Source organism: Kribbella sp. NPDC059898 (assembly GCF_042730855.1).
Taxonomy (GTDB): Bacteria; Actinomycetota; Actinomycetes; order Propionibacteriales; family Kribbellaceae; genus Kribbella.
The window spans coordinates 104,923-123,888 of record NZ_JBHWKR010000019.1; the positions used below are offsets into that span (position 1 = coordinate 104,923).

Here is an 18,966-nt window from a genome sequence, read left to right on the forward strand (position 1 = left end):
GCAGCAGAGTTCTGGATCAGTTCTACACCTTGTCGTGCTGTCGGCTCTGCGTTAATTTGTTTGGCTACCAGCCAAACTAAGCCTAGGGGATGCGACGTGACCGGACCAGTGATCGGCGGAGCCAGCCGCCGGACCTTCATCTCCCTGCTCGGTGCCGGCGCGGCGGCGGCCGCGGGCGGGGTGACACTGACCAGCTGTTCCAAGGGCGGTACCGGCTCCAGTACGTTGGGGCGCGCCGAGACCGAGGACAAGCTGGCGGGCCTGCTGCCGAAGTACGTCGCGTACGAACCGGTGAAGCCGGACCTGCCGGGCGAGAACGGCGCGTCGCCCGCCTTCACGCACTACCCGAGCGAGCTGAAGCGCGGCGTACCGGGCACGATGGTGCCGAGCGGCAAGGAAGTGTCCGCGATGACGCCGCTGTGGAGCCCGATCCCGCCGCTGACCGGCAACTCGTACTTCGACGCGAACAACGAGCGGATCGGCGCGCCGGTCAAGTTCAACATCCTGAACGGCAACGACTACGGCGACAAGCTCGGCCCGATCCTTGCCGCCGGCAACGTCCCGGAGCTGCTCTGCGTCCCGGGCTGGAACATCTCCGGACTGACCCGGTTCGGGCAGGCGGTGGACAAGCTGTTCGAGGACCTGACGCCGTACCTCGCCGGCGACAAGGCGGCGGGGTACCCGATGCTCGCGAACCTGCCGACCCGCGCCTGGGCGTACGGCGTCTGGAACTCGCAGCTGAAGGCGGTCCCGTTCCCGTCCGACGGGTTCCCGTGGATGCTGATGTACCGCAAGGACCTGTTCGACCAGTTCGGGGCGCAGCCGCCGAAGAACTCGGACGACCTGCTGGCGCTGGGCAAGCAGCTGACCGACGCGAAGGCGGGGCGGTGGGCGTTCGGCAGTGTCGCGGACGAGGTGATCCGGTCGTTCGGGGCGCCGGGGAGTTGGCGGAAGGACTCCAGCGGCAAGCTGGTGAACAAGATCGAGACGCCGGAGTACGCCGAGGCGGTCGGGTTCCTGCGGAAGCTGTTCCAGTCGGGCTACGTGCACCCGGAGGTCGTCGCGAACGCCGGTGCCGACGAGAACGCGCTGTTCGAGGGCGGGAAGCTGTTGATTCGGCAGAACGGGCTCGGCGGCTGGCACGAGTCGTTGCAGCGGCAGGCGCCGATCAACCCGAAGTTCGACCCCCAGCCGGTGCTGCCGTTCGCGGCCGACGGCGGTACGCCGATCGTGTGGAGCGGCGAGCCGGCCGGGATCTTCACGTTCGTGAAGAAAGGGGTCGGGCAGGACCGGGTGAAGGAGTTGCTCGGGGTGCTGAACTACACGTCGGCGCCGTTCGGGACGCGGGAGTACCAGCTGGCCACGTACGGGGTGGAGGGCAAGCACTACGTTAAGCAGGCGTCCGGTGCGCCGAAGCTGACCGCGCTGGGGCAGAAGGAGGTTTCGCAGACGTACGTGTTCCTCGGTGGGCGGCCGACGGCGATCACCGAGAGCGAGTATCCGGGGTATGTCCAGTCGATGAGCGCGTGGCAGAACGCGGCGGCGAAGGTGCGGGAGAAGAACCTCTTCGACGGGATCCGGGTCGAGCAGCCCGCCAAGATGGCGGCGCTGGCACAGCCGTTCGACGACGCGCTGCAGGACATCCTCCGCGGGCGGCGGCCGGTGAGCGAGCTGAAGACCGCGGTGAAGCAGTGGCAGGACAACGGCGGCAACGAAGGCCGGGACTTCTACACCAAGGTCCTCAGTGACAACGGTCGGTAGGGTGCGCGTGCGTACGGCGCGGGCACGAACCGCTCGCGTCGGCGGGATGAGGTTTCGGCAGCGGTTCAGGCGGGACTGGCCGTTGTTGGTGATGGTGGCGCCGGTGGTGGTGTTGCTGGGGGTGTTCCACTACTTTCCCACGTTGGGGAACGTGATCGCCTTCCAGGACTACTCGCCGTACGCCGGGATCCGCGGGAGTGAGTTCATCGGGTTCGGGAACTTCCAGCGGATGTTCTCGGAGCCGGCGTTCTGGACCGCGGTGGCGAACACGCTCTCGATCACCGCCGTCCAGCTGATCTTCTTCTTCCCGGTCCCGATCGCGCTCGCGCTGCTGCTGAACGGCGTGCTGTCCACCAGGATCCGCGGCCTCGTGCAGGGCGTCGTCTACCTGCCGCACTTCTTTTCCTGGGTCCTCGTCGTCTCGTTGTTCCAGCAGATGATCGGCGGCGCCGGGCTGCTCTCGCAGACGTTGCGCGACCACGGGCACCAGGCTGTCGACCTGATGACGAAGCCGGACACCTTCATCCTGCTCGTCACCGCGCAGGCCGTGTGGAAGGACGCCGGCTGGGGCATGATCGTGTTCCTCGCCGCGCTGTCCACCATCAACCAGGCGCTCTACGAGGCCGCGGCGGCGGACGGCGCGAACCGCTGGCGCCGGCTCTGGCACATCACCCTGCCCGGACTGCGCCCGGTGATCGTCCTGCTGCTGATTCTCCGCCTCGGCGACGCGCTGACCGTCGGCTTCGAGCAGTTCATCCTGCAACGCAGCGCGGTCGGCGGCGGCGCCGCGGAAGTCCTCGACACGTACGTCTATTACCAGGGCCTGCTCGTCGGCGACTTCGGCTACGGCGCCGCGGCCGGTCTGTTCAAGGGCGTCGTCGGTCTCGTCCTCGTCCTGGTGGCCAACCGTTTCGCCCACCTGGTGGGCGAACAGGGGGTGTATTCGCGCTCATGAGCGAAAGAGCTGTCTGGGAAGAAGAACCGACCGTCGTCGACCGGCTCGGCAAGCCGTTGGTGCTGACGCTGATCACGCTGGCCGTAGCGTTCCCGCTGTACGTCGTCGTCGTGACAAGCCTGTCGACGACCGAGGCGGTGACCCGCGCGGGCGGGCTGGTCGTCGTACCGCGGGAGCTCACCGTGGCGGCGTACGTGCAACTGCTCTCCGGTGGGGTGGTGACGAAGGCGCTGGTGATCAGCGTGGCGATCACCGCGATCGGTACGGCGTTCAGCCTCGGGATCACGGTGCTGGCGGCGTACGGGCTGTCCCGGCCGGGTTCGTTGTTCCACCGGCCGCTGCTGTTCGTGGTGCTGCTGACGTTCCTGTTCGGACCGGGCATCATCCCGAGCTACCTGGTGGTGAATTCGCTCGGCCTGATCGACCACTACGCGTCGCTGATCCTGCCGGCGGCGATCTCGGCGTTCAACCTGATCGTGATGCGGTCGTTCTTCATGGGCATCCCCGCGGAGCTGATCGACAGCGCCCGGATCGACGGCGCCGGGGAGCTGTCGATCCTGCGCCGGATCGTGCTGCCGCTGTCGAAGGCGGTCGTCGCGGTCGTCGGGCTGTTCTACGCGGTCGGGTACTGGAACGCGTTCTTCAACGCGCTGTTGTACATCAATGACAACTCCAAGTGGCCGTTGCAGATGGTGCTGCGGACGTACATCGTCCAGCAGCAACCGCTGCCGACCGGTGCGGGCGGGGTTGCGTCCGTCGGGATCGGGCTGCAGCCGGCGCCGGGGCTGGCGATCAAGATGGCGATCGTGGTGATCGCGATCGTGCCGGTACTGCTGGTGTACCCGTTCATCCAGCGGCACTTCCAGAAGGGCGTCATCATCGGCGCCGTGAAAGGCTGACTTCGTGAAGCTTTGGTATGGCGGGGACTACAACCCTGAGCAGTGGGACTCGGCGGTCTGGAAGGAGGACGTCGAGTTGATGCGGCGGGCCGGGGTGAATCTGGTGACCGTTGGGGTGTTCTCGTGGTCGAGTCTGGAGCCGGCGCCGGGGCGGTACGAGTTCGGTTGGCTTGATGAGGTGTTGGATTTGCTGCACGGCGGTGGGGTGCGGGTGGATCTCGCCACGCCGACGGCGTCGCCGCCGCCGTGGTTCGGTCGGTTGCATCCGGAGGCGCTGCCGGTGAACGCGGACGGCGTGCGGTTGACGCACGGCAGTCGGGACACGTACTGCGCGTGCGCGCCGGCGTACCGGGAGGCCGCGCTGAGGATCGCGCGAGCGTTGGCCGAGCGGTACGGCGATCACCCGGCGCTGGCGATGTGGCATATACACAACGAGTACGGGACGACCTGCTACTGCTCGCTCGCGGCGGAGCGGTTCCGGGAGTGGCTGCGGGAGCGGTACGGGTCGCTCGAGCGGTAGAACGAGGCGTGGACGACCGCGTTCTGGAGTCAGGGGTACGGCGACTGGCGCGACATCGAGCCGCCCCGGAAGACGCAGTACCTGGTGAATCCGGCGCAGTACCTGGACTACCGGAGGTTCTGGTCGGACGAGTTGCTGGCGGCCTATCTCGAACAGAAGCAGGTAGTGCGGGAGTTCTCCGAGCTGCCCGTTACCACCAACTTCGTGTTCGGCGGCTGGGTGCCGGTGAACCATGCGCGGTGGTCCGCCGAGGTGGAGGTGGTGGCGATCGACCACTATCCGGATGAGGCGGGGATCGGCGCCGAGGAGCAGACCGCGTTCGGTGCGGATCTCGCGCGGGGCTGGGCTGGTGGGAAGCCGTGGCTGCTGATGGAGCAGGCAGCCGGCGGGCTGAACGTCGGGCGACGCTGGCACCCGAAGGAGCCGGGCCGGATGGCGCGGAACAGCCTGTCGCACATCGCTCGCGGCTCCCGGGGCGCGCTGTTCTTCCAGTGGCGGGCGTCGCGTGGCGGCGCGGAGATGTACCACCCGGCGATGGTCCCGCATGCCGGACCGGACAGCCGGATGTTCCGCGAGATCAGCGAGCTCGGTTCGGTGCTGCCCCGGTTGGCAGAGGTTGCCGAGAGCAACGTTGTGGCGGACGTCGCGATCCTCTGGGACACCGAGTGCTGGTGGGCGATGCAGGGCACGCACCTGCCGTCGTCGGACGTGGACTATCTGAAGGCGGTCCGGTCCGCGCATCGGCACTTCTGGCGCGCGGGCGTGACGGTCGACTTCGCCGCGCCGGACGCGGACCTCTCGTCGTACCGGGTGGTGGTCGTGCCGTCGCTCTACCTGGTCTCCGACGAGACGGCCGCGAACCTCACGGCGTACGTCGAGAACGGCGGGCAGCTGGTGGTCGGGTACTTCAGCGGCGTCGCCGACTCTGATCTCCGGGTCCGGCCGGCCTTCGCGGAGTTGCTCGGCGTACGCGTGGAGGAGTTCCATCCGCTCGCGGACGAGGTCGCGTTGGCGTCCGGCGGTCGGGGGCGGGTTTGGGCGGAGGACGTGCAGGCGTTCGCGGCCGAGGTGGTCGATCGGTACGCCGATGGTGTGCTGGACGGGAAGCCCGCGATCACGCGGCGACAGGTCGGCGAAGGTACGGCGTGGTACGTGTCGACCGAACTGGACGACGCAACCGCGGCGCGTCTCATAGGTGCGGGCGAACCGATGGAGACGGTCCGCCGGCGCGCGGGAGACACGACGTGGACGTTCCGCATCAACCACAGCACGCAGGACGTTGTCGTGCCGGCGACCGGCGTCGAGTTGGTGACTGGGAAGGACGTCGACGGGGAGCTGACGGTGCCGGCTGGAGGGTATGCGGTGGTGAGGTCCTCAGCGGGCGCGGTCGGTGGGTCGGCCGGAGCTGCCGCGCGCGGTGAGCGCGGGCGGTAGCAGCGTCAGCTCGGGGACGGCGCCGCCCTCGAGTTTCGCGATCAGGGACTCGACGGCCAGCGCGCCGATCTGTTCCGCCGGGATCGTCACCGACGACAGCTGCGGCACCTGACGCTCGGCCACGTCGTCCGCGCAGATCGCGACGAGCGACATGTCCTCGGGCACGCGCCGGCCGAGTCGCCGGAGTACGTCGAGCAGCGGGCCGATGATCGGCTCGTTCTGTACGACCAGCCCGCTCAGGTCCGGGTGCTCGCGCAGCAGCCCCTCGACCGTGTGCAGGACTGCGTCGAACGTGTGCTCGCACGGCGTCTCGATCCCTTGCACACCACGCCGTACGGCGGCCGCCGCGAAGCCGGTCAGGGTCCGCTGGGCGAACCCGGTCTGCCGCTCGTACACGGCCGACGGCGTACCGAGCAGCGCCAGCGAGCGATGCCCGAGGTCGGCCAAGTGGTCGACACACAGCGCACCCGCGGCCGTGAAGTCCAGGTCGATGCAGGTCAGGCCGTCGGCGTGCTCCGGATACCCGATCAGCACGGACGGCATCGGCAGCTCGCGCAACCCCGGCACCCGTTCGTCGTGCAGTTCGACGTCCATCACCACCAGCGCGTCGACCAGCGCGCTCTGCGCCACCCGCTCCAGCCCGTCCGGGCCTTCGTCGGCGGTCAGCAGCAGTACGTCGTGGTCGAACCGGCGGGCCGTGGTCACGACGGCGGCCGCGAACTGCATCATCACCGGTACGTGCATCCCGGTCCGCAGCGGCATCACCAGCGCGAGCACGTTCGACCGCTGGCTGGCCAGTGCGCGGGCGCTCGCGTTCGGCCGGTACCCGAGCGCGCGGACGCTGCGCTGGACGCGCTCGCGGGTGTCAGGCGAGATCGTCCGTTTGCCGCTGAGCACATAGGACACGGTGCTGGTCGCGACCCCGGCGTGCCGCGCGACGTCCCCGATCGTGACCATGCCGCCATGATGGCACCTGACTGACCGCGATGCCGAGGAACACCAGTGCGAGTCCGAGCCCCTGCCGCGCGGTCAGTACGTCGCCGGACCACAACACCCCGAGCAGTACGCCGGTGACCGGGTTGAGCAGGCCGATCAGCCCGACCGTCGCGGCCGGCAGCCGCCGGAGCCCGGCGAACCAGGCGGTGAACGCGAGCGCGGTGGCGACCAGGCCGACGTACGTGAAACCGGCGACGGCCGGGAGGTCGAGGTGCGGGGGCGCGCCCTCGACCAGGACCGCGAACGGGATCAGGACCAGACCGCCCGCGATCAGCTGCCACGACGTGGTGGACGCGATCGACGCGCGGCCCCACTTCTTGGCCAGCACGTACCCGAACGACGACATCGTCAGCGCTGCGGCCGAAGCGGCGACTCCGCGTAGGTCGACGGCGGCCGCTCCGGCCCCGAGCAGCAGTACGACGCCCGCGATCCCGGCGGTCGCTCCGGTGAGGACGAGGACGGTCGGTCGCTCCGCCAGCAGCCCCCACGCGAACAGCGCCATCGTGAAGGGCGCCGCGGACATGATCGTCGACGCGAGGCTGACCGGCAGCAACTGCGACGCGAGATAGATGAGCGCGAAGAACGCGCCCATGTTGCAGATCCCGAGCACGAGCGAACGCCACCACCAGACGCCGTGCGGGAGTTGCCGCGCGAGGGCGAGCAGCAGCAGTCCGGCGGGCAGTGCGCGGAACAGCGCGCCGTACAAGGGATGTCCGGCCGGCAGGTACTCGTGGGTGACGAAGTAGTTGGTGCCCCAGGCGATCGGCGCGATCGCGGTGACCAGCGTCCAGCGGAAGGTATCTTCCATGGAAACCACTATATCTTCCCAGGAAGGTATAGTGGAACCCGTGGACCACGTAGCAAGAATCCAGGCGGAGTGGCGGGTCGAGCGGCCGGACGTCGACACCGCGCCGCAGGGCGTGATCGGCCGGCTGCACCGGATCGCCAACCAGCTGACGGCCGAGCTGACGTTGCTCTACGCGCAGTTCGGGCTGACCGAGGGGGAGTTCGACGTACTCGCGGCGCTGCGCCGTGCGGGAGCGCCGTACGAGCGGGCGCCGGGCGAGATCGCGCTGCACACGATGGTGACCACCGGCGCGGTCACGAAGCGGGTCGACCGGCTGGAGAGCGGCGGGCTGGTACGGCGGCGACGGAGTGACGCGGACGGCCGCGGGAGGGTGGTGCGGCTGACGCCCGCCGGCCGGCGGTTGATCGACAAGGCGTTCACCGCGCACATGGCCAACGAGCAGCGCCTGCTCTGCAGCCTGGCGCCCGCTGAGCGTGCGCAACTGGAGACTCTGCTCACCACCTGGCTCGCGCACCTGGAACCGCAGGGCTGAATCACCACGAAGACACGTGCGGCAGAAGTGCGCGGGCTTGCGTAGAGGTCGTATATTGCCTGCTCAGGGCCGCCGTACAGCCGGCGTCCCCTTGAAGTTTCAGGAGAGTGAGTGGGCGGACCTCATGTCGTCATGCTCGTTGCGAACGACATCACCAACGACACCCGGGTACTGAAGGAAGCCGTCGCTCTGGGGAAGGCGGGCTACCGGGTGACCCTGCTCGGCGTGACGACCGCCGGGCGTACGCTGGTGGACACCATCGAGGGCGGGGTCGTGATGATCCGGCTGCCCGGTCGCTTCGTGCTGCGTGACGAGCGGAACCGGCGGCGGTTCGAGCGCCGCAGCCGGCGGCTGCTCGGGGTCCAGTCGGACCCGGCGCGCTCGGCCCGGATCGCGGCCCGGGTCGCGGATCTGCGGGCCGAGTCCGGACGGGCGCTGGCCGGTCGCCGCGACGGCACGGTCGGGCGCGTCGGCTTCCAGGCCGGACGGGTCGCGCGCGCCGTACGCCGCCGCCGTTGGCAATTGGCGCAGACCGCGTTGTCCTCCGGGGCGTGGCTGACCGACTACGAGAGCCGGAAGGCGTCGGACCTCTGGCAGTGGTGGGACGGCTGGCTGCCGGCCCGGCGCGGGATGGTGAACTGGCGTTCGATCATTCCCGAGGCCGACGACTACGAGGCGATCTTCGCCGACATCCTGGACGACCTGCGTCCGGACGTCCTGCACGCCCACGACATGCATGTGATCGGCGTGGCGTCCCGTGCCGCCGGGCGGGCCGCGCTGCGGCGCCGTACCGTCAAAGTCGTTTACGACGCCCACGAATTCGTCGCCGGGCTGTCGGAGTACGGCGGGCGTACGCCGCGCACGATCGCGGCCTGGGCGCAGCACGAGCGGGAGTACATCAGGACCGTGGACCGGGTGGTCACGGTCAGCCCGGAGATCGCACGGACGCTGCACACGCGGTACAAGCTGGACCGCGAGCCGACGGTCGTGATCAACAGCCCGCAGCTGTCGATCGACGCCACGTCGGGCACCGACATCCGGACGGCCGCCGGGCTGGCGGACGACGTACCGCTACTGGTTTACAGCGGTGGAATCACCCGGGCCCGCGGCGTCGAGACCGCGGTCGCGGCCCTGCAGTCGCTGCCCGGCGTCCATCTGGCCGTCGTCTGCGTGCCGCACGCGGGGACGCGTCCGGTCGCGGAGCTGCGCGACCAGGCGGCCGAGCTGGGTGTCGCGGACCGGGTGCACTTCCTGGACCCGGTGCCGACCAGCGAGGTGGTGCCGTTCCTGAGTACGGCGGACATCGGCCTGATCCCGATCCTGCGGTACCCGAGCCACGAGATGGCACTGCCGAACAAGGTCTTCGAGTACACGTTCGCCGGCCTGCCCGTGGTCACAAGCGACATGCCGACGCTGGTGGAGTTCGTCGGCAAGACCGGCATCGGCGAGGTGTTCGAGGTCGAGAATCCGGACTCGCTCGCGGCCGCCGTCCAGCGGATCCAGCGCGACCCGGCGGCCTACCGGGAGCGGACCACGGATCCCGGGCTGCGCAAGGAGATGTCCTGGGAGGCCCAGGCCGGACACCTGCGCGACCTGTACGCCGAACTGGTCGGGCCGCCGGACCTCGCCGAGCGGCCGGCCAAGCTGGTGATCGGTCCGATGGGCGCCGCCGCGGCCGAGCGGTGGGCCCGCGAGCTCGGCCCGGTCGCGAGGATCCGCGAGAAGCTCACGCTCAGCGACCTCGACGGCGTCACGCACCTGCTGATCGAGGACTGGCAGTCGATGCTGGAGAGCGAGCAGTTGGTGACCGATCTGCCGATGCTCGCGGCGTCCCGGGTCAAACACGCGGTCGTGGTGTACGGACGCGTCGATCGGGAAGAGGTCCGCCGGAAGGCCAGGGCGTACGGCGGCACCGTCTTCGTCACCGATCGCGTCATCGCGGACGCCGTCACCGGCACTCGGTGGTTGCCGGCCGGCCCCGCGGGCACCGAAGTACTCCGCGCCTTCCTGGCCGAGTGACGCGGCCGCGACCGACTGACCATGGACTTCGTGACGGGCACCGACGGGCGGCGCCTGGACTTCGTACGGCGTGGGCAGGGCGCGCCGCTGCTGCTGATCCAGGGGATGGCGGCGACCCACGCGATGTGGGGCGAGGAGCTGCTCGGCCCGCTGGCGGAGCACTTCGACGTCGTCGCGTACGACCACCGTGGCGTCGGCCGCGGCGACCGGGCGGACGGCGAGTTCACGGTCGCGGACCTGGCCGACGACGCGGCCGCGGTGATCGCGTCGGTCGGGTGGACGGACGCGCACGTCTTCGGGATCTCGCTCGGTGGGATGGTCGCCCAGGAGCTGGTACTGCGGCATCCGGCGGCCGTCCGCTCGCTCGTCCTCGGCTGCACCTGGGCCGGGGGAGAAGGCGGTGAGATCGCAGAGATGTCGCACCGGATGGTCGAGGCGATCGCGAGCCGCGACCTCGGCCGCGGGCTGCGCGTCAGCTTCGAGGCGAACTTCTCCCAGCGGTACGCCGCTCTGCCGGGTACGCGGGAGCTCTACCGGCAGCGGGTGCTCGCGGTGCGGATGCCCGTGCCCGTCGTACAACTGCAGTTCCGGGCTGCCCTGGCACACAATGCGGCGGATCGGCTGCACGAGGTCGCCGTACCGACCTTGGTCCTGCACGGGACCGCGGACGCGGGGATTCCGGTCTCGAACGGCTACCGCCTCGCCGAGCTGATCCCGGCCGCGCGGCTCGAACTGTTCGAAGGCGCCGGCCACCTGTTCTGGTGGGAGGACCCGGCCCGGGCGGCGGCCCTCGTCGTCGCACACGCCACACAGGGGGACCTGCGCGCCGCCGGCGGCCAAGGTGGGTAACCTCGGCGCCGAGCGGTGTCTGACCCGGGCTGTCGCCGGGTGGGCCGATAGGAGATGATGCCGACCGTGACCGGACCACAACGCGAGCTCGCGCCGACGCCATCGGAGGCCGATCCGGCCGTCGCCGGCCTGACCGTCGGGCTCGGCGGGCCGTCCGGCCGGTTCGCCCGGCTGAGTTCGTCGTGGTGGACACCGCTGCGGATCGCGCTCGCCGTCTGCACGATCACGTTCGGCCTCGGCGTACTGCAGAAGGCGCCGTGCATGGAGGCCGGCTGGGACCGGCAGAGCTGGCGCCCGTTCAAGGCGCTGTGTTACTCCGACATCGGGTTCCTCTATCAGGAACGCGGTTTCGCAGAGGGCAACCGGCCGTTCCTGGACACCGGCAACTACCCGGTCCTGGAGTACCCGGTGCTGACCGGTGGGTTCATGGAGGTCGCGGCGCAGATCACCTGGCTGATGACCGGCGACCCGAAGAAGGACATCACCGTCGAGCAGAAGCGCGACACCGCGGGCGTGTTCTTCGTGGTCAACACCGTGATGCTGTTCCTCTGTGCACTGGTGATCGTCGGTCTCACGGTCGCCACCGCGCGCGGCGTCTCGACCCGCCCCGGCGCGGCCCGCGGGCAGCCGCTGAACGCCCTGTACGTCGCTGCCGCACCGGCGTTGGCGTTGACGTCGACGATCAACTGGGACCTGTTCGCGGTCGCGTTGACAGCCGGCGCGATGTGGGCCTGGTCGCGCGGGAAACCTGTGTGGTTCGGCGTACTGCTAGGTCTTGGGACGGCGGCGAAGTTCTATCCGTTCCTGCTGCTCGGGCCGTTGCTGATCGTGTGCCTGCGCGGCAAGAAGCTGGGGTCCTGGTTCCAGGCGGCGATCGCGGCGGCGGTCGCGTGGGGCCTGGTGAACGCGCCGATCTACCTGCTGGCGAAGACCGAATGGCTGTCGTTCTGGCAGTTCAACGACCAGCGCGAGAGCGACTACGGCTCGATCTGGTACGTGCTGAAGCTCGCCAAGCACGAGGTCACCGACGTCAACCAGCTGAACATCGTGATCTTCGCCGGGCTCTGCCTGTCGATCGCGATCCTCGGGCTGATGGCGCCGCGGCCGCCGCGGTTCGCCCAGCTCGCGTTCCTGGTGGTGGCGGCGTTCCTGCTGATCAACAAGGTGTACTCACCGCAGTACGTGCTGTGGCTGCTGCCGCTGGTGGCGCTGGCCCGGCCTCGGCTGCGGGACTGGCTGATCTGGCAGGCCTGCGAATGCTTCTACTGGATGCTGGTGTGGATGCATCTGGCGCAGTTCCTGCAACCGGGCGATCCGAACGTGCCGGACCGGATCTACTGGTTCTCGGTGATCCTGCGGATGGCCGGCACGCTGTGGCTGATGCTGGTCGTCGCCCGCGACATCCTCCTCCCGGAAAAGGACCCGGTCCGGCAGGGTGATCTGCTCGACGACCCGTCGGACGGCGTTGGCTCGCGCGCCCTCGCGACCGCCTGATGAATGTCTACTAACTAGATCATATTTCGAGACAAAGCGCGGGCGGGGTCCGCGGCGATCTACCGTCGGTGTCATGAGGCCGACGCTGACCGTGATCGTGGATCCCGCCGACCGCTGGATGAGTCGTGCCGCGTGTATCGGGCAGGCACCGGCGTACGACGAGACCGCGTCGCGGTGGGAGCAGGCCAGGGCGCGGGAGTTGTGCCTGCGGACGTGCCCGGTGCTGGAGGAGTGCCGCGAGTGGGCGCGGCGGACGAAGTACACTGGGACAGCCGCCGGCGAGACCCTGCTGTACGGGCGTCGCCGGGGCCACCCGGAATCGGCTGCGAGCTAGAGGCGCCCGGCGACCGCTGCGGCGAGCTTGTCGATCGCGGCGGGGGACTGCGGGAAGAACAGGTACGGCTCGATGAGCTCGATCTCCATCAGCAGGAACCGGTCGTTGACCACAACGCCGTCGACGCGCGCGTAGACCGGCGCCTGACCGGCGGTGGCCAGCGCGGCGCGGGCGCTCTCGAGTACGGCGGCCGGCGGCTCCGTGAGGGCCGTCTGGCCGCCGTAGGACTCCTGGACCCGGTAGTCGCCGTCGGCGGGCCGCTTCACGACCGCGTGGCTGAACTCGCCGTCGAAGAACAGCAGCGACCATTCGCCCTCGGACTGGATCTCCGGGACGAACGGCTGCACGAGGTACACCAGGTCGGGCAGCTCGGCGAGCGCCTGCTCGAGCTCGGGGGAGCCGGCCACGCCGCGGACCGTGTGCAGCGCGTTGCCGCTGACGGTCGGCTTGACGACGATCTGCGTGCCGGTCAGCCCGGCGACGACTTCACGCAGGCACGCGCCCGCGGCGACCTGCGACGGGACGATCGACGCGCCGCGCTCGCGGAGCTCGAGCAGGTACTGCTTGTCGCTGTTCCAGCGGACCAGACCGGTGTCGTTCAGCACTGGTACGCCGGCCTTGTCGAGCTGGGCGAGCCACTCGGTGAACTCGGCGTACAGCTGGAAGTAGTCCCAGACCGTGCGCAGCAGGACCGCGTCGTACGCGGACCAGTCGACCGACGGGTCGGTCCAGACCTCGACCACCGGCTCGAGGTCGTGCGCCCGCAGCGCGGCGAGCAGCGGGCGGTCGTCAGGGTGCAGCTCGGCGAGTTCGGCCGAGGTTGCGAGGGCGATGCGTTTCGTCACGCCCGCCAGTGTTCGTGGGCAGGGGGCGTCCGGTCAAACCTGATTCGGCAACGACCCGGTGACGGAGGGTGGTCGCGGTGACAACGATGACAGCCGCAGCCAGGTAGCTCAGGCCCTGCCGCGTGTCGTGTCCGTAGCTCGCATAGGCGACGTAGGCGGCGAGTGGTACGGCGATCCACTCCGGGCGCCGGGCGAGCGCGGCGAGGGCGATCAGCGGGAGGCCGTACCACGGGTACGTCGGGGTGGCGATCAGCAGCGCGGCGCCGTACAGCCAGCAGCAGGTGAGCGCGATCGGGTCGGTCCTCGTCCGGTGGAAGGCGAGGGCGGCGAGGGCGATCGCGAGGACGGCGGCGGCGAGCTGACGGGCCTCAGGAGGCAGCAGGAGCGCGAGAATCGCCGATCTGGAGCTGCCGTCGTCGAACCCTTCCTGGTTCAGGTAGCCGGGCAGGAAGCCGAGGACAAGGGTGCCGACGGCGAGCAGGTGCGGGACATAGGTCGCCATGAAGGTGCCTAGGGCAACTATTGACTTGCGGCCGCGGAAGGCGGGGAGCAGGAGCAGGGGAAGGAGCTTCACGCTGCCGGCCGCGGCGAGCAGGATCGCGGCGATCCTCGGGCGGCGTGCGGTGGTGATCACGGCGGCGGTGATCAGCAGGGCGGCGAGCACGTCGACGTGGGCCGCGTTGCCGGCTTCCAGCGCGACGATCGGTGACCAACCCCACAGGGCGGCCCAGCGGGGGCTCTGTACGGCGAGTAGCCAGGTGAGCGCGATCGCGATCAACGCGGCCGCGATCTGCAGGCCGAGCGTGCCGGCCGACCAGGGCGTGAACAGCGCGACGGCAGCGAAGTACGCCTCCGCCACCGGCGGGTAGATCGTCGGTACACGGGGCCGGTTGATCCGCGTCCGTGCGTCGTCCACCGGCTGCTGCGCCGGATCCGTCGGTATCCCACTGACCCCCGACCGCTGGTCGGTCGAGAGCCCCGGAAACAGCACCGGATCCCGCAGCTTCGCGAGCGCGTCGTCCAGCGGCACATACCGGTACGGCGAATGCCCCGCCAACTGCACCCGCCCGTCCCACACGTACCGGTACGCATCCGTACTGGTGATCGGCGCCTGCCAAACCCCCGGCACCTGACAAGCCGCCGCCACAACCACCACCGCGGCGATACTCAACCCTCGCCCGAACCGCCACACCACCCCGGCGACGATCACAGTCCCCGCCACCAGCACGACATCCGCCCACCACCCGCGCGCGACGGCCCCCATCACCACGGCCCCCACCCCAACCGCCACGGCCCCCACCACCGCCGCCAGGGCACCCGCCGTCGCGCGCACCGTCGCGCGCACCGCTGCGCGCACCGTCGCACCCGCCGCCGCGCGCGCCGTCGCACCCGCCGCCGCGCGCACCGCCGCACGCACCGCCGCACCCGCCGCCGCGCGCCGACCACCGCCCGGCAGCCGGGGCGTTTGAGGGGTTAACCCTTGACCTTGCCGGTTGCCACTCCGCATGCCGGGGGTAGAACCGTCCATTTCAGAGGTTGACCTCTCAAATGGACGGCGGCGGCGCTCGGCTGGGCCGGGGTGGTTGGCGGGGCGGCGGCGCTCGGCTGGGCCGGGGTGGTTGGCGGGGCGGGGGTGGTTGGGAGCGGGCGGCGTCATGCGGTGCGCCGGAGGGTGAGGAAGGCTCGGTGGGGGGTGCGCCAGTCTTCGGTGGGGTGGAGGCGGGTGGTGCGGGCGTGGCGGAGGAGGGTGCGGGCGCCAACTCTTGCCCAGGGCAACGGGGTGGAGCGGCGGCCGGTGGAGGTGTGGAGGATGATCGGGGTGCTGTCGTCGAGGTCGTCGTCGGGGTCGACCTCGACCAGGACGAGGCCGTCGGGGCGGACGAGTTCGGCGCAGCGGCGGAGCAGGTCGGCGGGGTCGCCGCCGATGCCGATGTTGCCGTCCATCAGCACCACGCTGCCCCAGCGCCCCTCACCGGGCAGCGGTTCCTGCACCGGGCGATGCAGCGCGGCCGCACCACGCGACGTGGTCAGCGACACCGCCCGCGGCGACACGTCGACGCCGAGCGCCGGAATCCCGCGCTCCGCCAGCGCCGTCACGATCCGCCCCGGCCCGCACCCGATGTCCAGCACCGGCCCCTCGCACCGGCTCAACGCCAGCCGATCCACCTCGTCCGCCGGCGCCGACCACCGGTCCAGCTCGGACAACGACGGCACCGCCCGCCCATCGATGCCGGTGGCAACGACCCGCGCCGTACCGCCCAGCGCCTGCTCGAACAGCAGTCCCGGATGCGCCGAGTGCACCACCCGCGCGTACAACCGCGACACCCGCAGCTCCGGGAACTCGGCCGCCAGGTACGCCGCGTCCTTCGGCGTGTCCATGTCCCGCAGCGTCGGCAGCATCCCGACCCGCAACCCCAGCGCCCGCAAGCGCCGCAGCTGATCCCGCCCGGTGTGCTCGGTCGACATCGGTACGCCGGCCAGCGCGCGGCGATCCGGCGTACGTAGCCCGAGACACCAATACCCGCCGTCCTCGGTCAGCCCGAGCACCGCGTCGTACTCGCCCCACTCGAACCCGAGCAGCTCCGGCGCCACCTGCGGCGTGTCCATCCCCACCAGCAGCATCGGCGAACCGTCGTACGCGTCCTCGAACGCCGCCGCGATCCGCTCGCCCAGCCCGTCCCCGCGCTGCGCCACCACCTCGACCCCACCCGGCAACCACGACCCCGGCGCCCCGTCCAACGCGATCACCGGCCGAGCCCCGGTCGCCCCTACGGCGCTCAACGTGTCCATCAAGGACGCCCGCGCCAAGGCCGCCGCCTCCCGCGGCGTGAACTCCGTCTGCAACCGCGTCTTCACCCGCCCCGGCACAGGCTCCTTCGCGATCACGATCACCGTGCCCTTCACCGGGCGAGCACTTTCGACATGTCGAGTACGGCGCGCGCGGCGCCCAACGGTGTTCCGGTGACCTTCGATCGTCCCGAGCGGGGGAGGTAGTCGACGTCCACCTCCGCGATCCGCCAACCCGCATCGGCAGCCCTTACGACGGTCTCCAACGGATACCCGGACCGGCGGTCCGTCAGCTCCAGCCCGAGTAGCGCCGTACGTCGTCCAGCCCGCATCGGACCGAGGTCGTGCAGCGAAACGCCCGTACGCCGACGGATCCGCCGCGACAGCTCCGCATTCGCGAAGCGCAGATGCCAAGGCCAAGCCCCCCGGGAAACCGGCCGCCGCCGCCCGAGGACCAGGTCGTACCGGCCGCTCAGAACCGGCGCCGTCACCCGCACGAGCTGCCGCGGATCGAGTGAAGCGTCCGCGTCCATCACCGCGACGACGTCCGCGTCGGCCGCCTCCAGCCCGGCGTGACAGGCAGCGCCGTACCCCTTGACCTCGCACGCCACGACGGTCGCTCCGAGCCCGGCAGCGACAGCGGCAGAGCCGTCGGTGGAGCCGTTGTCGACGACGATCGCGCGGACGCCGTCCGGGAGCCGTTCGAGGATCCAGGGCAGCGCAGCCGCCTCGTTCAGGCACGGCAGGACGAGATCGACGGACATGCTTAGACGGTAAGGAGGAACCCGCGCCGCCGGGGCCACAACCCGGCTACGGGTCGCTTACGGCGTGCTGCGTTCCGGTGCCGGTGCGGCTGCGGGCCGCGCGGAGGATCTACGCTCGGGGCGTGGCTACTCGTGTGCTCGTCGTCGACGACGACCCGACCGTGTCCAACGTCGTCTCGGCGTACCTGACCAAGGCCGGGTACGACGCCCGCGTGGTCGCGGACGGCCTGTCCGCGGTCGAGGTGTGGCAGCAGTGGAAGCCGTCGGTCGTCGTACTGGACGTGATGCTCCCCGGCCTGTCCGGCCTGGAGGTGCTGCGCCGGATGCGCGCGGCCGACGACGGCGCCGCGGTGATCATGCTGTCCGCGCGCGGCGAGGAGGAGGACCGGCTGGTCGGCCTCGAGGTCGGCGCGGACGACTATGTGGTGAAGCCGTTCAGCCCGCGGGAGCTGACGCTGCGGGTGCAGGCGATGGTACGGCGGGAGGAGCGGCTGGCCGGGCTGGATCTGACGCCGACGAAGCTCAGCGCCGGACCGGTCACGGTCGACACGGCGGCGCGGCGCGCGTACCTCGGCGAGGACGAGCTGTCGCTGACGCACCGCGAGTTCGACCTGCTGGCCTACCTGGTGTCGCATGCCGGTAAGGCCTATACGAAGGCCGAGCTGCTGCGCCGCGTGTGGGGCTGGGACTTCGGCGACTCGTCGACCGTCACGGTGCACGTACGGCGATTGCGCGAGAAGATCGAGGCGGATCCGTCGGACCCGAAGCTCGTGCTGACCGTGCCGCGCACCGGGTACCTGTTCGCGGGTGACGCCTGATGAAGGACATGGCGACGATCCTCGCCCTCACCACGCTGTGGACGCTGGTGGTGGCGGCGGTCGGGGCCGTCGTACTGTGGCGCTTCCGGCGGCGGTCGTTGCGGATCACGATGATCGTCGCGGCGCTGGCGCCGATGGCGGCCGCGCTGGCCGCCGTACTGCAGAGCGTGCGGGCGATGTTCATCTCGCAGCACGACTCGTGGGTGGTTCTCTGGACGCTGGCGTTCGCCGCGCTGCTCGGGCTGGCGATGTCGGTCCTGCTCGGGCACTGGATCAGCATCGGGTCGCGGGACGTCGGGCGGCGGCTGCGGCATTTGGGTACGTCGTACGAGGCGCCGGAGATCGCGGGTGGCGCCGTACCGGCCGAGCTGCGGGAGCTGACGAACGAGCTGGAGATGACGCGGAAGAAGCTCGCCGCGTCGCACGAGCGGGAGCTCGCGCTGGAGACGAGCCGGCGGGAGCTGGTCGCGTTCATGTCGCACGATCTGCGGACGCCGTTGGCCGGGCTGCGGGCGGTGTCCGAGGGGCTCGAGGACGGGGTGATCGACGACGTACCGGGGGCGCTACGGCAGATGCGGTCGACGGTGGACCGGATGACCGGGCTCGTGGACGACCTGTTCGAGTTGTCGCGGTTGTCGGCCGCGCCGCCACCGCGCCGGCGGGCCGCAGTGAGCTTGCGGGAGCTGGCGGAGGATGTCGCGGGGGAGAACAACGAGCACGCGCGGGCGGAGGGTGTGCAGCTCGCGCTGTCGACGCCGGACGGGGACGATCGGCTCGCTGTGCAAGGGGATCCGGACGAGTTGACGCGCGCCGTGACGAACCTCGTGGGCAACGCGATCCGGCACACCGCGGCCGGTGGGACGGTGACGCTGGCGGTCGATCGTGAGTCCGACGGGCGGGTGAAGCTCGCGGTCACGGACGGGTGCGGTGGGATCCCGGCGGACGATCTGGAGCGGGTGTTCGACGTCGGGTGGCGCGGAGACGAGCAGCGGACGCCGGAGACCGCGGCGGCGAGTTCGGGTGGTGGGCTCGGGCTGGCGATCGCGCGGGGCGTGGTCGAGTCCCACGACGGAAAGATTGCCGTCAGCAACGTCGACGGCGGCTGCGCCTTCGAGATCGACCTACCACCCGTGCACAGCTAGCGCGGACGC

17 protein-coding genes and 1 pseudogene are annotated in these 18,966 nt (G+C 70.4%); 12 read left to right on the forward strand and 6 right to left on the reverse strand.

Annotated elements, in window-relative coordinates:
- Positions 1 to 96: 96 nt before the first annotated feature.
- From ACFV9C_RS39330 to ACFV9C_RS39350, 5 genes and pseudogenes are all read left to right on the forward strand, one after another.
- Positions 97 to 1,761 (forward strand): ABC transporter substrate-binding protein, encoded by a 1,665-nt coding sequence (locus ACFV9C_RS39330; RefSeq protein WP_380202108.1) that lies wholly within the window; start codon positions 97 to 99, stop codon positions 1,759 to 1,761.
- A gap of 46 nt (positions 1,762 to 1,807) precedes the next feature.
- A complete protein-coding gene (locus ACFV9C_RS39335; protein ID WP_380202110.1) occupies positions 1,808 to 2,716 on the forward strand; it encodes an ABC transporter permease in 909 nt (302 codons plus the stop codon).
- A complete protein-coding gene (locus tag ACFV9C_RS39340; protein ID WP_380202112.1) occupies positions 2,713 to 3,615 on the forward strand; it encodes a carbohydrate ABC transporter permease in 903 nt (300 codons plus the stop codon). Before ACFV9C_RS39335 ends, ACFV9C_RS39340 begins: the two co-directional genes overlap by 4 nt.
- A 4-nt stretch (positions 3,616 to 3,619) precedes the next feature.
- Positions 3,620 to 5,317 (forward strand): annotated as a pseudogene (locus ACFV9C_RS39345) (beta-galactosidase); the annotation flags it as partial.
- A gap of 27 nt (positions 5,318 to 5,344) precedes the next feature.
- Positions 5,345 to 5,569 carry a Beta-galactosidase C-terminal domain gene (locus ACFV9C_RS39350; RefSeq protein ID WP_380202172.1) on the forward strand — a complete coding sequence of 75 codons (225 nt, stop codon included), beginning with the start codon at positions 5,345 to 5,347 and terminating at the stop codon, positions 5,567 to 5,569.
- Here the strand turns inward: ACFV9C_RS39350 and ACFV9C_RS39355 are convergent.
- Together ACFV9C_RS39355 and ACFV9C_RS39360 are read right to left on the reverse strand one after the other, a co-directional pair.
- A complete protein-coding gene (locus ACFV9C_RS39355) occupies positions 5,510 to 6,526 on the reverse strand; it encodes a LacI family DNA-binding transcriptional regulator (protein ID WP_380202114.1) in 1,017 nt (338 codons plus the stop codon). The genes ACFV9C_RS39350 and ACFV9C_RS39355 overlap by 60 nt on opposite strands.
- Entirely contained in the window at positions 6,435 to 7,373 is a 939-nt protein-coding gene (locus ACFV9C_RS39360; protein WP_380202116.1) for an EamA family transporter, read from the reverse strand. Before ACFV9C_RS39360 ends, ACFV9C_RS39355 begins: the two co-directional genes overlap by 92 nt.
- A 40-nt stretch (positions 7,374 to 7,413) precedes the next feature.
- Between ACFV9C_RS39360 and ACFV9C_RS39365 the strand changes: the two genes are divergently transcribed.
- The 5 genes from ACFV9C_RS39365 to ACFV9C_RS39385 all read left to right on the forward strand — a co-directional run bounded on the left by ACFV9C_RS39365 (position 7,414) and on the right by ACFV9C_RS39385 (position 12,601).
- A complete protein-coding gene (locus ACFV9C_RS39365) occupies positions 7,414 to 7,905 on the forward strand; it encodes a MarR family winged helix-turn-helix transcriptional regulator (RefSeq protein WP_380202118.1) in 492 nt (163 codons plus the stop codon).
- Between the two features lie 132 nt (positions 7,906 to 8,037).
- Positions 8,038 to 9,924 (forward strand): glycosyltransferase family 4 protein, encoded by a 1,887-nt coding sequence (locus ACFV9C_RS39370; protein WP_380202120.1) that lies wholly within the window; start codon positions 8,038 to 8,040, stop codon positions 9,922 to 9,924.
- Positions 9,925 to 9,945: 21 nt separating this feature from the next.
- Entirely contained in the window at positions 9,946 to 10,773 is an 828-nt protein-coding gene (locus ACFV9C_RS39375; RefSeq protein ID WP_380202122.1) for an alpha/beta fold hydrolase, read from the forward strand.
- A gap of 57 nt (positions 10,774 to 10,830) precedes the next feature.
- Positions 10,831 to 12,267 (forward strand): glycosyltransferase family 87 protein, encoded by a 1,437-nt coding sequence (locus tag ACFV9C_RS39380; RefSeq protein WP_380202174.1) that lies wholly within the window; start codon positions 10,831 to 10,833, stop codon positions 12,265 to 12,267.
- A 73-nt stretch (positions 12,268 to 12,340) separates the two neighbouring features.
- Positions 12,341 to 12,601 carry a WhiB family transcriptional regulator gene (locus ACFV9C_RS39385; RefSeq protein WP_380202124.1) on the forward strand — a complete coding sequence of 87 codons (261 nt, stop codon included), beginning with the start codon at positions 12,341 to 12,343 and terminating at the stop codon, positions 12,599 to 12,601.
- On the opposite strand, the gene ACFV9C_RS39390 is transcribed toward ACFV9C_RS39385, so the two are convergent.
- The 4 genes from ACFV9C_RS39390 to ACFV9C_RS39405 form a co-directional block, all read right to left on the reverse strand.
- Positions 12,598 to 13,446 carry a RimK family alpha-L-glutamate ligase gene (locus ACFV9C_RS39390; protein ID WP_380202126.1) on the reverse strand — a complete coding sequence of 283 codons (849 nt, stop codon included), beginning with the start codon at positions 13,444 to 13,446 and terminating at the stop codon, positions 12,598 to 12,600. The two genes, ACFV9C_RS39385 and ACFV9C_RS39390, sit on opposite strands and share 4 nt — an antisense overlap.
- Positions 13,391 to 14,863, reverse strand: a complete 1,473-nt coding sequence (locus ACFV9C_RS39395; protein ID WP_380202128.1) for a hypothetical protein — start codon at positions 14,861 to 14,863, stop codon at positions 13,391 to 13,393. The genes ACFV9C_RS39390 and ACFV9C_RS39395 overlap by 56 nt, the downstream gene beginning before the upstream one ends.
- Before the next feature lie 236 nt (positions 14,864 to 15,099).
- Complete coding sequence (locus ACFV9C_RS39400; RefSeq protein WP_380202130.1) at positions 15,100 to 16,350, reverse strand: DUF2064 domain-containing protein; 1,251 nt, start codon at positions 16,348 to 16,350, stop codon at positions 15,100 to 15,102.
- Positions 16,347 to 16,997 carry a glycosyltransferase family 2 protein gene (locus ACFV9C_RS39405; protein WP_380202132.1) on the reverse strand — a complete coding sequence of 217 codons (651 nt, stop codon included), beginning with the start codon at positions 16,995 to 16,997 and terminating at the stop codon, positions 16,347 to 16,349. The genes ACFV9C_RS39400 and ACFV9C_RS39405 overlap by 4 nt, the downstream gene beginning before the upstream one ends.
- A gap of 122 nt (positions 16,998 to 17,119) precedes the next feature.
- Here ACFV9C_RS39405 and ACFV9C_RS39410 point away from each other — a divergent pair, with 122 nt between their 5' ends.
- A complete protein-coding gene (locus ACFV9C_RS39410) occupies positions 17,120 to 17,815 on the forward strand; it encodes a response regulator transcription factor (protein WP_380202134.1) in 696 nt (231 codons plus the stop codon).
- A complete protein-coding gene (locus ACFV9C_RS39415; protein WP_380202136.1) occupies positions 17,815 to 18,957 on the forward strand; it encodes a sensor histidine kinase in 1,143 nt (380 codons plus the stop codon). The genes ACFV9C_RS39410 and ACFV9C_RS39415 overlap by 1 nt, the downstream gene beginning before the upstream one ends.
- Positions 18,958 to 18,966: the final 9 nt, after the last annotated feature.